This window comes from Pseudomonas sp. EMN2, from assembly GCF_009650555.1.
In the GTDB taxonomy this organism is placed as follows: domain Bacteria; phylum Pseudomonadota; class Gammaproteobacteria; order Pseudomonadales; family Pseudomonadaceae; genus Aquipseudomonas; species Aquipseudomonas sichuanensis.
Window position 1 is genome coordinate 37,494 of sequence record NZ_VZZR01000043.1, and the last position, 13,709, is coordinate 51,202.

General features: G+C 65.9%; 10 protein-coding genes and 1 pseudogene. 3 read left to right on the plus strand and 8 right to left on the minus strand.

Going from position 1 to position 13,709, the window contains the following annotated elements:
• Window positions 1–63: 63 nt before the first annotated feature.
• A pseudogene (locus F6X61_RS14355) lies at window positions 64–1,269 on the plus strand (EAL domain-containing protein); the annotation flags it as partial.
• A 229-nt stretch (window positions 1,270–1,498) separates the two neighbouring features.
• On the opposite strand, the gene F6X61_RS14360 reads toward F6X61_RS14355, so the two are convergent.
• The 8 genes from F6X61_RS14360 to F6X61_RS14395 all read right to left on the minus strand — a co-directional run bounded on the left by F6X61_RS14360 (window position 1,499) and on the right by F6X61_RS14395 (window position 12,172).
• Window positions 1,499–1,867, minus strand: a complete 369-nt coding sequence (locus F6X61_RS14360) for a hypothetical protein (RefSeq protein WP_110993079.1) — start codon at window positions 1,865–1,867, stop codon at window positions 1,499–1,501.
• The gene (locus F6X61_RS14365) at window positions 1,864–2,208 is read right to left on the minus strand and encodes a helix-turn-helix transcriptional regulator (RefSeq protein ID WP_153787185.1); all 345 of its coding nucleotides are present in this window, start codon (window positions 2,206–2,208) and stop codon (window positions 1,864–1,866) included. The genes F6X61_RS14360 and F6X61_RS14365 overlap by 4 nt, the downstream gene beginning before the upstream one ends.
• A 99-nt stretch (window positions 2,209–2,307) precedes the next feature.
• On the minus strand, window positions 2,308–2,748 hold the full coding sequence (locus F6X61_RS14370; protein ID WP_110993077.1) for a YkvA family protein: 441 nt from the start codon (window positions 2,746–2,748) through the stop codon (window positions 2,308–2,310).
• A gap of 282 nt (window positions 2,749–3,030) precedes the next feature.
• Window positions 3,031–3,759 carry an FKBP-type peptidyl-prolyl cis-trans isomerase gene (locus tag F6X61_RS14375; RefSeq protein ID WP_153787186.1) on the minus strand — a complete coding sequence of 243 codons (729 nt, stop codon included), beginning with the start codon at window positions 3,757–3,759 and terminating at the stop codon, window positions 3,031–3,033.
• A 161-nt stretch (window positions 3,760–3,920) separates the two neighbouring features.
• Entirely contained in the window at window positions 3,921–4,853 is a 933-nt protein-coding gene (gene pcaQ, locus F6X61_RS14380) for a pca operon transcription factor PcaQ (RefSeq protein ID WP_153787187.1), read from the minus strand.
• Window positions 4,854–4,949: 96 nt separating this feature from the next.
• Window positions 4,950–5,312 (minus strand): nitrite reductase small subunit NirD, encoded by a 363-nt coding sequence (gene nirD, locus F6X61_RS14385; RefSeq protein WP_153787188.1) that lies wholly within the window; start codon window positions 5,310–5,312, stop codon window positions 4,950–4,952.
• Window positions 5,312–7,864: a nitrite reductase large subunit NirB gene (nirB, locus tag F6X61_RS14390; RefSeq protein ID WP_153787189.1), complete on the minus strand. Its 2,553-nt coding sequence runs from the start codon at window positions 7,862–7,864 to the stop codon at window positions 5,312–5,314. Before nirB ends, nirD begins: the two co-directional genes overlap by 1 nt.
• A 294-nt stretch (window positions 7,865–8,158) precedes the next feature.
• Window positions 8,159–12,172 (minus strand): bifunctional nitrate reductase/sulfite reductase flavoprotein subunit alpha, encoded by a 4,014-nt coding sequence (locus F6X61_RS14395; RefSeq protein WP_153787190.1) that lies wholly within the window; start codon window positions 12,170–12,172, stop codon window positions 8,159–8,161.
• Window positions 12,173–12,471: 299 nt separating this feature from the next.
• Between F6X61_RS14395 and F6X61_RS14400 the strand changes: the two genes are divergently transcribed.
• Together F6X61_RS14400 and map are read left to right on the plus strand one after the other, a co-directional pair.
• Window positions 12,472–12,675, plus strand: coding sequence for a ParD-like family protein (locus F6X61_RS14400; RefSeq protein ID WP_110993070.1), 204 nt, complete (start codon window positions 12,472–12,474; stop codon window positions 12,673–12,675).
• A complete protein-coding gene (gene map, locus F6X61_RS14405) occupies window positions 12,672–13,448 on the plus strand; it encodes a type I methionyl aminopeptidase (RefSeq protein WP_153787191.1) in 777 nt (258 codons plus the stop codon). The genes F6X61_RS14400 and map overlap by 4 nt, the downstream gene beginning before the upstream one ends.
• Window positions 13,449–13,709: the final 261 nt, after the last annotated feature.

Consider the following 13,709-nt stretch of genomic DNA (forward strand, 5'->3'; position numbering starts at 1 on the left):
TGTCGTGAAATAGAAGGGCCGAGCGTGAAAACGCCCGGCCTTTTTCTATTCAGGAAGCAGTCCATGACCGTCACCGAACAGCTCAGCGCACTGAGCGCCATCCTGGCTCAACGTAGCGTGCACTGCCTGTTCCAGCCCATCGTCTGTCTTTCCGAAGGGCGCATTCTCGGCTATGAAGCCTTGAGTCGCGGCCCCTCCAACAGCCCGCTGCATTCGCCACTGAACCTGTTCGCCATCGCCCGCCAGGCCGGGCGCCTCAGCGAACTGGAAGTGCTGTGCCGCGAAACCGCGTGCCGGCGTTTTGCCGAGCAGAACCTTGAGGGCAAGCTGTTCCTCAACGTCTCCCCCGAGTCCTTGCTTGAACCGCACTACCCTTCCGGGCGCACCCTGAAGATGCTCGAACAGGTCGGCCTGTCGCCCAGCCGGGTGGTCATCGAACTGACCGAGCAGACGCCCACCGAAGACTTCCAGCTGCTGTTCAACGCCCTGCACCATTACCGCGACATGGGTTTCTCGATTGCCCTGGATGATCTGGGCGCCGGCTATTCCAGCCTGCGCCTGTGGTCGGAGCTGCGCCCGGACTACGTGAAGATCGACCGCCATTTCATCGACGGCATCCACCAGGACCCGCTCAAGCGCGAGTTCGTCGGTTCGATCCTGCAGATCGCTCGTGCCTCACGCGCCCAGGTAATCGCCGAAGGCATCGAACTGGCAGAAGAGCTGACGGTATTGGCTGAAATGGGCGTTGAGCTGCTGCAGGGCTACCTGCTTGGCCGTCCTCAGGAGACTGCTGCGCGTGAATGCTCGATCCTGCCGCCCCTAGCGCCGGGCGGCCCTGGCGCGTTGAACGAAGACAGCGCCGACCTTGGCGCCCTGCTCCTCCAGCAGCCAGCGGTGCCCCTGGAAACCGCCACCCAGCACGTGCTGGAGGCCTTCCGCGGCCAGTCCGACCTCAACTCCCTCGCCGTGCTGGACCAACAGGGCAAGCCCTGTGGCATCGTCCACCGCCATGCGTTGCACGAAGCCCTGCTCGAGCCTTCGAGCTGCAACCTGTCGGCAGCCAAGCCCGTCAGCCAACTGATGAGCAAGGACTTTGTGATGGTCGAACGTGGACAATCGCTGCAGCAGGTCAGCCGCCTGCTGACCAGCCGGGCGCAACAGCGTATCGAGGAAGCGTTCATCATTACCCAGGGCGGCCGTTACCTGGGGCTGGGGCGGGTGATCGACGTGCTCAAGCTGATCACCGAACAACAGAGCGAGCGGGCCCGCGATCAAAGCGCTTGTTGCTAGATGGGCAAGCGCATGTGAAAGCAAGCGTCAAAGCGACGCGTATCCTGTGGGAGCGGGTTTACCGGAGTGCCGGACCACCGCGAACACCGGCAGAGCCGGTGCCATCCACCGCGCCGCCTGCTTCGCGGGTAAACCCGCTCCCACAGAAGTTGCGCAGCGCTGGTGGGAGCTGGCTTGCCAGCGATGGGGCCGGCACTGCCGACCCGATTCACGCCTCTTCCGGATACCGGTACTCGAACACCCGCACCACTTCCGAGGCATGCCACGACGCCGCCTCCATGCCATCCACCGGCCCGTTGAACCTGCCCAACCGCTCTACGCACTCGAAAAAACCGGTACGTGGCAGGCGGCTGGCGCCCTGGCTGATCACCAGCGAACTGCGCAACGGCTGCTCGGCCCGGGCATCGAGCAGCGCCAGGTACTCCAGGGCCGCGGTCAGTGTCTGCATGGCCGGGCTGGGTAGCTGGAGGCGTTCGAGCAATGCACGGTAAGTGAGCAGGTGGCGTTGTCGGCGGGCCAGGTCGAGCTCGGTCAGCAGACTCTCCCAGTGCTGACGGCTGATCCTGACCTGGCTCATGACGGCTCGCTCCAGCCACCAATGCCCAGGTGCCAGGCCAGACTGCGCAGGATCGCTGCGTCAGGGCGGCGCTCGCCGGACTCGATCATCGCCAGGTAAACCGGGCTGATACCCACCGTACGCGCCAGTTGCTCGGGGGCCAGGCCCTTGGCCTGACGCAACGACGCCAGCTCGTCCAAGGAACGCAGGCTCGCGCTCTGGGTTGTGCTTTCGACAGTGTCGCTGTTGCCGGGCGCCGCGGCAGGTGCCTGGCCCGCAGCGGCCAGCAGCGCCTGATACTGCTCCCAGGGAACCACTGCGTACTCGGGCTGACCGTCCCGGCTGATGACCTGAATACCCATACAACCCCCTTGACGTTGGATCACGGCATGTAATCCCTAGGCATAACGCTTATGCCAATTATATTACCAACCTCGGGGGTCTGTGCGCTCGCTGCTTGTTCAGCGGTTGGGACGCTCCAGGCGCAGCGCCTCGGGCGTGTCCGGCAAGCGCTCGACCACCCGCAGTTTCTCCGGCGCCTGGCTGTCGCGCCAGGCCCTGAAGCGGCTCAGCTCATCGGCCACGGTCTTGAGTACCCAACCGAGCACGGCAATATCGTCAAGCAGGCCCACACCCAGCAACCAGTCGGGGATAGCATCGAGGGGGCTGACGAAATACAGCAGCCCCGCAACGATGGTCACCAGCGCCTTGGGGCTCACGGCGCGGTACTCGCCGCGCCACCAGGCCAGGCACAGGGCCTGCATCAGCCGCACATCTTCGCGCAACTGGCCAAGCTTGGGCCCCTTGCGCGCGACCGCGAACAACAGTGCCGGCAAACGGCCACGGCTGAGCAGGCGCTCGGCAAGCGGCAGAAAACGGGCGAAATTCCAGGGAGCGCTCATGCAACCTCCAGAGCAACGGACAGTTATCCACATTTATTGTGGATAACCTTGTGAACAGGACCGCCTTTGCGCCGCTCGGTGCCCGCAGGACAAGGGCCGGGCACGGATCGGGCGTTTTTTACACAGTCGTTTCAATCGCGCAAACGTTTTGCGACAACCCGCCGCAGGATCACCTACGGCATTGCTTGCGACAGTGAAGGACGCCAGCGGTTCGCGTCAACCACCGGCAAAAACGACGACGCCCCGTTTAAACGGGGCGTCGTTGTACAGCAAAGGATGCGCTTATTCAGACTGGGCTGGTTCGGCGTCCTGCTTGCTCGGGTCTTTGATGCCCAGCAGTTCCAGGTCGAAGACCAGGACCGAGTTGGCCGGGATCAGCGGGCTCGGGCTCTGGGCGCCGTAGGCCAGCTCGGCCGGGATGTACAGCTTGTACTTCTCGCCGACATGCATCAGTTGAAGGCCTTCGACCCAACCCGGGATCACGCCGCTGACCGGCAGGTCGATGGGCGCGCCGCGCTCGACGGAGCTGTCGAACACCTTGCCATCGATCAGCTTGCCTTCGTAGTGAACGGTCACTACGTCAGTCGGTTTTGGCTGCGGGCCATCGGCCTTCTTCACCACTTCGTACTGCAGGCCCGAAGCCGTGGTGACCACGCCGGCCTTCTTGGCGTTTTCTTCCAGGAACTTCTTGCCGGTGGCGGCAGCTTCTTCGCTGGCCTTGGCCAGGCGTTCTTCGGCGCGCTTCTGCAGGGCGGAGAAGGCCTCGACCAGCTCTTCGTCCTTCAGGCGCTGTTCTTTCTTGCCGATCGCGTCCTCGATACCTTGGGCGACAGCTTTCGAATCCAGGTCGTCCATGCCTTCCTGAGCCAGGCTCTTGCCCATGTTCAGGCCGATACCGTAGGAAGCTTTCTGTGCCGGAGTCTTGAGTTCGACGCTGCTGGTCTGGGCATCGCAGCCCGCCAGCACCAGACCTACCAGGGCAACCGCAGCCGCCAGACGAGTTTGTTTCATGCTGATTCCTTGTTCATGCGCCAGAGGGGCAAATCAGGGTAAAGCCGCGAGCTTATCAGGCGGCCACGACCAATGGCTACCGGCATAAGAGCCAGGAAAGCCTGATAAGTTCCGGTATTGAAACTGCTGATGTCAGGGCACAGGGCCGTGCAGTGCCCCACTCAGGGGTACAGACCGTCCCGGTATTGCCCGGCCACCTCGCGCAGCACCTCGCACACCCACTGCGCAGGCAGGCTCGGCGGCACGGCGGCATTGCGGCAGATGCCCACCGAGCCGCCCGGCTCGCGCACGCCCAGATCCAGCTCGGCCAGCTCGTTGCGGCGCAGGTCGAGCAGCACCGCGTCGCGCGGCGCCACCCACAGCGCATCGCTGCCCAGCAGATAACGGCGGCTCAAGGCCAGCGACAGGGTTTCCAGGCGTTGTGCCGGCAGCGGGATACCGCACTGCACGAACAGGCTGTCGGCGTGCTGGCGAATGGTGGTGCCCTGGGGCGGCAGCACCAGCGGGTAAGCACCCACCTGCGCCCGCTCCACCGGCGTGCTGACCAGCAGCGGGTGGCCCGGGCGCACCACCAGGGCCATCGATTCGCTGTACAGGTGCTCGAACGACAGGCCCTGGATCTGCGGGCTGTCGGTCATGCGCCCGACCACCAGCTCCAATTCGCCAAGGCGCAGTTGCCCGAGCAATTGCGCGCTGACCCCGGTGACCACGCTGATCACCAGCGCTTCATGGCGCTGGTGCAGGCGGCACAGCACTTCGGGCATCAGCAGGCCCTCGACTGTCGACAGCACACCAATACGCACCTGCGAGGGCGTCCTGGCATCGCCACGCACACTGCCCACGCCATCGCGCAGGGCCTGCACGCTGGGCCCGGCGTAACGCATGAAACGGGTGCCGGCGGGGGTCAGGGTGACGCCCAGGTGGGTGCGCTCGAACAGCCGCGCTTCGAGCAGGTCTTCCAGCTCCTTGAGGGTCTTGGAGATGGCCGGCTGGCTGATGGCAAGCACATCGGCGGCACGGGCCAGGCTGCCCTGCCGGGCAATCTCCAGGAAGCACAGCAGGTGGCGGAACTTGATGCGGGTGTCGAGGTTCATGCACGGCAGTGTATCTGCGCGGGGATGCTCTGTAATCCGATCCATTGCACATGCCTTGGGGTTGCCAGGGGCGCTGCACCAAGCAAGATCAAACCATCACCCCAAGCCAATCTCCACCTGCCCCGCCACCACCCGCACCGGCCACACCCGCAACTGCTGCGCGGCATCCTCCAGGCAACGCCCGTCCTGCAAGCTGAAATGCTGCTTGTACAACGGCGCCGCCACCACCAGCTCACCCTGCAGGCTGCCCACCAGCCCGCGGCCGATGATATTGGCCCCAGAGCGCGGGTCGCGGTTGTCGATGGCGTACAGCGCCTGCTCGTGCCCGGGCAGGTAGAACAGCGCCACCTGCTCGCCTTCATGCCATACCACCACGCCGGAATCGGCGACCAGGTCGGCGGCCTGGCACACGGCCTGCCAGGTGTTTTGCTTTGCTACAGCAGCATTGGACAGGTTCATCAGACAGCCTCCTCATGGGTCGGGATCAGGTGCAGCGCTGCAGCAGGCCGGCGCTGGCCGCGCTCGCGAACGAAGTGCACATCGGGGTCGGCGCGCCGGTCGTTGACGAAGGTGCGGAAGCGCTTGAGTTTTTCCGGATCGTTCAGGGCGTTGGCCCACTCGCATTCATACTGCTCGACCACATGCTGCATCTGCGCTTCCAGCTCGGCGGCCAGGCCCAGGCTGTCGTCGAGGATCACCTGCTTGAGGTAGTCCAGCCCGCCGTCCAGGCCTTCGCGCCAGACCGAGGTGCGCTGCAGCTTGTCGGCGGTGCGGATGTAGAACATCAGCACCCGGTCGATCAGCCGCACCAGGGTTTCATCGTCCAGGTCGGTGGCGAACAGCTCGGCGTGGCGCGGGCGCATGCCGCCGTTGCCGCACACGTACAGGTTCCAGCCCTTGTCGGTGGCGATCACGCCGATATCCTTGCTCTGCGCCTCGGCGCACTCGCGGGTGCAGCCAGATACCGCGAACTTGAGCTTGTGCGGCGAGCGCAGGCCCTTGTAGCGGTCCTCCAGGCGCAGGGCCATGGCCACGCTGTCCTGCACGCCGTAGCGGCACCAGGTGCTGCCCACGCACGACTTCACCGTGCGGGTCGACTTGCCGTAGGCGTGGCCGGTCTCGAACCCGGCCTCGATCAGCTCGCCCCAGATCAGCGGCAACTCGTGCAGCTGGGCGCCGAACAGGTCGATGCGCTGGCCGCCAGTGATCTTGGTGTAGAGGTCGTATTTCTTTGCCACCTGGCCGATCACGATGAGTTTTTCCGGAGTGATCTCGCCGCCGGGGATGCGCGGCACCACCGAGTAGGTGCCGTTCTTCTGCATGTTGGCCATGAAGGTGTCGTTGGTGTCCTGCAGCGGCACCAGCGCCGGGTCCATGATCGGCTGGTTCCAGCACGAGGCGAGGATGTTGCCCACCGCCGGTTTGCAGATGTCGCAGCCGACATGGCCCTTGCCGTGGCGTTCGAGCAGCTCGTGGAAGCTGCGGATGCCCTCGACCCGCACCAGGCCGTAAAGCTCCTGGCGGGTGTAGGCGAAGTGCTCGCACAGGCTCTTGTCGACGGTCACACCGCGTGCGCTGAGCTCGTGTTCGAACACTTGCTTGAGCAGCGCCGCGCAGCCGCCGCAACCGCTGGCGGCCTTGGTGCAGCTCTTGACCGCCGCCAGGTCGGCGCAGCCGCTGTCGATGGCCGCGCACACCGCGCCTTTGCTGACGTTGTGGCACGAGCAGATGGTCGCGCTGTCGGGCAGTGCATCGGCGCCCAGCGCCGGCGCGCCGCCGCCCTGGGGCAGGATCAGCGCGGCCGGGTCGGCCGGCAGCTTGATGCCGTTCTGGGCGTATTGCAGCAGGGTGTCGTAATAGCTGTTGTCGCCCACCAGCACCGCGCCGATCACGTGCTTGCCGCTGGCGTCCACCACCAGCCGGCGGTAGCTGGCGTTGGCCTCGTCGATGAAGCGGTAGCTGCGCGCGCCCGGCGTGGCGCCGTGGGCATCGCCGATGGAGCCGACATCCACCCCCAGCAGCTTGAGCTTGGTCGACATGTCGGCGCCGGTGAATTCGCCGGCCGCCGCCCCCATTAGCAGCGCCGCCAGGTTGCGCGCCATGGCGTAGCCCGGGGCGACCAGGCCGAACACGCTGCCGTTCCACGAGGCGCACTCGCCGATGGCGAAAATATTTGAGTCGCTGGTGCGGCAATGATTGTCGATCACCACGCCACCCCGGGTGGCGATCTCCAGGCCGCTGGCCCGGCCCAGGGCATCCTGGGGGCGGATACCGGCAGAGAACACGATCAGGTCGGTTTCCAGGTGCTCGCCGCCGTCGAAGTTCATGCGGTAGCGGTAGTCTTCACCGGCAGTCACCGACTGGGTGGCGCGGGACAGGTGCACGCCCACGCCCAGCGCTTCGATCTGCGCCTTGAGTGCCGCGCCACCGTCGCTGTCCAGTTGCACCGGCATCAGCCGGGGCGCGAACTCCACCACATGGGCTTCGAGCCCCAGCGACTTGAGTGCGTTGGCCGCTTCCAGCCCCAGCAGGCCACCGCCGACCACCACGCCACGGCGGGCGTCGCTGGCGGCGGCGCGGATCGCATCGAGGTCATCGAGGGTGCGGTAGACCAGGCGGGCGTTGCCACTGCAGCCCTCGACCGGCGGCACGAACGGGTAGGAACCAGTGGCCAGCACCAGCTGGTCGTAGCCGTAACGGCCTTCGGCCGTGACCACCTCGCAGCGCTCACGGTCGATCTGCAGCACCGCCTCGCCCAGGTGCAGGTGCACGCCGTGGTCGCCGTAATAGCCCTGCCCGCACAGGGCCAGGGTTTCGGCGCAGCTACCGGCGAAGTACTCCGACAGGTGTACCCGGTCGTAGGCACGCTGGCGCTCTTCACCGAACACGTGCAGCTCGAAGCGCTCGAGTGCGCCCTGCCCGATCAGTTGTTCGACACAGTGGTGGCCGACCATGCCGTTGCCGACGATGACCAGTCGTGCCCGTTGTGCGCCGTTCGCTGTTGCCTTCATAGCCGTTCCTCGATCACGGAAAACAAAAAGGCGCCTGGAGCGTAAGCTCCAGGCGCCTTTGCCTGTACTCATCAATGTGAGGCCCCTGGGTTGATCGCCGTTGATCAGTGGGGCTGTTGTGAATCTGTCAAAGCAGAGACTGTGCCAATTACTTCGTGGGAGCGGGCTTGCCCCGCGATAGCCTTACTCCAGCGGGCCCGCGTTGATTCTGCTGACGCCATCGCGGGGCAAGCCCGCTCCCACGCATGCAGCCCGGCGAACCAGGGCGGTGCACGACTCCCCATGCTGGTGCATTCAATACACATCCCGCCGATAACGCTTGTCGCGCCCCAGCGTCTCGACATAGGCATCCGCCGCCGCCGCATCCATGCCGCCCTGCTCGGCCACCAACTGGCGCAGCGCCGTATCCACATCCTTGGCCATGCGCTGGGCATCGCCACAGATGTACAGGTACGCCCCCGCCTGCAGCCACTGCCACAGCTCGGCGCCGTGTTCCAGCATGCGCTGCTGCACATAGATCTTCTCGGCCTGATCGCGGGAAAACGCCGTACTCAGGCGCAGGTGCCCACTGGCCTGCCAGGCCTCCAGTTGCTCGCGGTAATAGAAATCGCAGGCCGCCTGCTGCTCGCCGAAGAACAGCCAGTTGCCCCCGCTGGCCGCGCGCGCCTCACGCTCCTGGAGGAACGCGCGAAACGGCGCCACCCCGGTGCCGGGGCCGATCATGATGATCGGCAGGCTATCGTCCTCGGGCAAGCGAAAGTGTTTGGACGGTTGCGGGAAGATCGCTACTTCCAGTGCCTGGGCCCGGTCGGCAAGGAACGTCGAGCAGACCCCTTTGCGCTCGCCGTAGCGCACGGTGGACAGGGTCAGGTGCACCTGCCCAGGGTGCGCGGCGGGGCTGGAACTGATCGAGTACAGGCGTGGCTGCAGCGGTTTGAGCAGCGTCAGCCAGGTCGCCAGCGGCAACTGCTGGGGGTATTCGCGCAGCACGTCGGCTAGCTGGCGGCCCCACAGCCAATGCTTCAATTCGGTTTTGTCCTGCACCAGATCGCGCAACGCCCCGGCCGACTGACTGAACATTTCAAGCTGCTGCGATGTAACCCGGGCGATTTCCAGGTGCCGCTCCAGGGCCACGGCCAGAGACATCGGTGCGTGCCCCTTGAGCTCGACCTGGGTCTGGCCATCGAGCTGCATCAGGGCCAGCAGTTCGCTGACCAGCGCCGGGCAGTTGCGCGGCCACACGCCCAAGGCATCGCCGGGCTGATAGGTGAAGCCGCTGCCGCTCAGGTCGAACACCACCTGGCGGGTTTCCTTGGTCGAGCCAGGGCCGCTGAGCAGTCGGTTCTCCAGCACTGGCGCCAGCCAAGGCTGCTGCTTGCTGTAGTTTTTTACCGGCTCGGGCTCGACGCAGGCTGGCGCAGCGCTGCCCAGCTCGGGCAGCAAAGCCGCCAGCCAGGCCGCAAAGGCCTGGTCATGGTCCGGCTCGCAATCGACCCGCGTCAGCAGGCGCCGCCCGCCCAACTCGGCAAGGCGCTGGTCGAGCTTGCGACCGAACCCGCAGAACTGCTCGTAACTCGAATCGCCCAGCGCCAGCACCGCAAAAGGCAGTGCCGCGCAATGCTCGCCCGCCTCGCCCTGCAACGCCTGCCAGAACGCCGCGCCACTGTCCGGAGCCTCGCCATCACCGAATGTGCTGGCGATCAGCAACACGCTGGCGGCGCCCTGCAACTGGGCAGGCGTCACCGTCTCCATGCAGCTAAGTTGCACCGCCAGCCCGGCCTCGCGCAGGTGCAGGGCGCAGCGCTCGGCCAGGGCCTCGCCCGTGCCGGTCTGCGAGGCCCAGAGCACGTGGTGACATGGCGCTGCCTCGATCACCAGCGGTACTGGCGCAGGTTGGGCGAAAAGCCCGGCCAACAGGCCATCGACGAACAACCGGCGGGCCGGCGCCAGTGGTGCGCTGGCCGGCAGGCTCGGCACGCCTTCGCTACGCGCCTGGCCCAGCCCCAGCAGGAAGCCCTGCAGGTAGTGGCGTTCGTCTTCGGCCAGCACCGGGGCCGGCAGTGCGTCAAGGCCCAGCAGGCGGGACAGGGTGGCGGTCGGCATGGTGGCAGGCTCCGAAGGCGTGGCAGTGGTCAGGTCGAGGGCTTCGATACGTTCGCCGGCAACCCGGTCCAGGGCCACGGCGCAGTGCTTGAAGGCCGGTTGCAGAGAGGTGGGGTCGACCGCATCGCAGGTCACCGCGTTGATCGCCAGTTGCTCGCCGTAAAGGTCATTCCAGTGGAACGGCGCAAAGCAGCCGCCGGGCAACACGCGGTCACTGAGCCGCGCCGGCAGCAGCGCCTGGCCACGGCGAGAGCGGATGGCCACTAGATCCTGGTCGGCGATACCCAGGCGTCGGGCGTCGTCGGGGTGGATCTCGACGAAGGGGCCGGGCTCCAGCTTGTTCAGGCTGGGCACCTTGCCGGTCTTGGTCAGGGTGTGCCATTGGTGCTGCACACGGCCGGTGTTGAGCACGAAGGGATAGGCGTCGTCCGGCAGCTCGGCCGGCGGCAGCCAGGGCCGGGCGAAAAATCGCGCCTTGCCGCTGGGCGTGGGGAAGGCCAGCGCCGGCCGCTCACCTTGCGCGTCATGCAGCAGGTGCTGGCTGAGGCCGTCATTGCGGTAACGCAACGGGCTGCGATCGCCGCTTTGCCCAGGGGCACAGGGCCACTGGCGTGGGCTCTCGCGTAGCTCGGCGTAGCCGATGCCGCGCAGGTCGTAGCCGGTGGCAGGGTTCCAGAAACGGCGGATTTCCTCGTACACGGCCTCGGCATCGGGGTAGTCGAACGCCTCGGCGTAACCCATGGCGCAAGCGATGCGGGCAATGATCCGCCAGTCCTCCAGGCTTTCGCCGGGGGCCGCGACGGCACGCGGCATCAGCGTGAGGTTGCGTTCGCTGTTGATCATCACGCCTTCACCTTCGGCCCATAGTGCGGCGGGCAAAAGGATGTCGGCATGGCGGTTGGTTTCGCTGTCGAGAAAGGCATCCTGGCTGATCACCAGCTCAGCCTGGCCCAGACCGTCGATCACTTGCTGGCGGTTGGCGACGCTGGCCACCGGGTTGCTGCAGATGATCCAGCAGGCCTTTACCTCGCCGGTCTTCATCTGCTCGAACAGCGCCACGGTGCCCTCGCCGCCTTCGCTGCGCAGACTGCCGGGCGGCAGTTGCCATTGCTGCTCGACGAAGGCGCGATCAGCCGCGACCTGGGCCGAGCGCTGGCCGGGCAGCCCCGGGCCCATGTAGCCCATCTCGCGCCCGCCCATGGCATTGGGCTGGCCGGTCAAGGAGAACGGACCGCTGCCGGGGCGGCAGATGGCGCCGGTGGCCAGGTGCAGGTTGCACAGCGCATTGCTGTGCCAGGTGCCGTGGATGCTCTGGTTCAGGCCCATGGTCCAGCAGCTCATCCACTCGCCGGCAGCGCCGATCAGGCGTGCGGCTTCAATGATGTCGGCCTCGCTCAGGCCGGTAATGGCGGCCACGCGTGCGGGCGTGTAGTCGGCCAGGAATGCCGGCAGCTCATCCCAGCCCTCGGTGTGCCGGGCGATGAAATCGGGATCAGTGTGGCCGTTGGCGTGCAGCAGGTGCAGCAGGCCGTTGAGCAGCGCCAGGTCGCTGCCTGGGCGCAGTTGCAGGAACAGGTCGGCCTTGTCGGCGGTGGCACTGCGCCGGGGGTCGACGACGATCAGCTTGGCCCCGGCCTTGACCCGGTCGAGCAGGCGCAGGAACAGGATCGGGTGGCAGTCGGCCATGTTCGCGCCGATCACCAGGAACACCTCGGCGCGCTCGAAATCCTGGTAGCTGCCCGGCGGGCCGTCGGCGCCCAGTGATTGCTTGTAGCCACTGCCGGCGCTGGCCATGCACAGGCGCGAGTTGGACTCGATATGGCGGGTGCGGATAAAACCCTTGGCCAGTTTGTTGGCCAGGTACTGGGCCTCCAGCGACATCTGCCCGGACACATACAGGGCCACGGCGTCCGGCCCGTGCGCGTCGATGATCGCACGTAGCCGCGCGGCGGCCTCGGCGATGGCCTGATCCATGCCACTGCGTATCGGTTGCTGGTTGCGCTGGCGGCGTACGAAGGCCTGGGCCATGCGCCCGGCGCTCAGTGGCACGTGGGCGGTCAGGCCTTTGGTGCACAGGCGGCCGAAATTGCTCGGGTGCTGCTTGTCGCCGCTGACCTTCACCACCTGGCCGTCGCTGACGCTCATGACGATGCCGCACCCCACCCCGCAATACGGGCAAACGCTGCGCACCTGGCTGCTGCTCATCGGCGATCTCCTGCTGATGAAACGACAAAGGCGCCGGCTGCCCCGCCTGCACTGGGCAAGCGGGGCAACACGGCGCCTTCGTCGTGATGAAAAGCGGCCATCGGCGTTGATGGCCTTGATCGATGATCTTCAGCAATTCCCGGGCCAGCACCCACGCAGCCCGCATTCATGCGTGGGAGCGGGCTTGCCCCGCGATTGGCTCATGCACCGAGAGAGGGACCGACGCACCAACGGGTGGCACGCCCGGCCTGATTCGACATATGATTCATATACGTTTCATATATACGGATGACTTAAGCATGGGCATCGTCAAGATCAACGACGAACTCCACGAAGACCTGCGCATCGCCAGCGCCGCCCTGTCGCGCTCGATCAACGCCCAGGCCGAACACTGGATCCGCCTCGGCATGCTCGCCGAGCTGCACCCCCAGGCCACCTACCAGGAACTGCTGCGTCAGCTGCTGCGCCAGGAACAGGCCAACCTCAAGGAACTGCTGCAATGAGCAAGGTGATACTCAAGGACGCCGCCCAGCTGGCACTGATGCGCCGCGCCGGGCAATTGCTGGCCCAGGTGTTCGCCGACCTCGACGGCTTCATCCGCCCTGGCGTGACCACCATGCAGATCAACGACCGCGCCGAAGCCTTCATCGTCGAAACCCTCAAGGCGCGCCCGGCGAGCAAGGGCCAGTACGACTTCCCCTATGCGCTGAACACTTCGGTGGACCATGTGGTGTGCCACGGCATGCCCAAGGTGGACGAGGTGCTCAAGGAAGGCTCCATCGTCAACGTCGACATCACCCTGGAACAGGGCGGCTATATCGCCGATTCGTCGAAAATGTATTGCCTGGGGCAGATCAGCGCAGACGCCCGGCGGCTGGTCGACACCACCTACGCCGCGCTGTGGAAAGGCATCGAACAGGTCCGCCCGGGCGCGACCCTGGGCGATATCGGCCACGCCATCCAGGCCCATGCCGAGGCCGCCGGCTACAGCGTTGTGCGTGAATACTGCGGGCATGGTATCGGCCAGCAGATGCACGAAGCGCCCGAGGTGCTGCACTTCGGCCAGCCCGGTTTTGGCCTGAAGCTACAGCCAGGGATGGTGTTCACCATCGAGCCGATGATCAACCAGGGCGGGCGCGGCACCCGCAGCCTGCGCGATGGCTGGACGGTGATTACCCGCGACCACAGCTTGTCGGCGCAATGGGAGCACACTGTGGCGGTGACCGAGAGTGGCTTTGAAGTCTTGACCTTGCGCGCGGAAGAACAGCGCCCCTGAGCCTGACGCACATCTTGTAGGAGCGGCCTTGTGTCGCGAAAGGGGCTGCAGAGCAGCCCCGGCGATCTCGCATGATGCCAAGATCCTGGGGCCGCTTCGCGCCCCGGAAATTCCAGAAACAAAAAAAGCGACCCTAAGGTCGCTTTCTCTGTTGCTTCAAGGTGTTCAGTGGGCCCTGAAGCTAAATATGGCGCGGCGGACGGGACTCGAACCCGCGACCCCCGGCGTGACAGGCCGGTATTCTAACCGACTGAACTACCG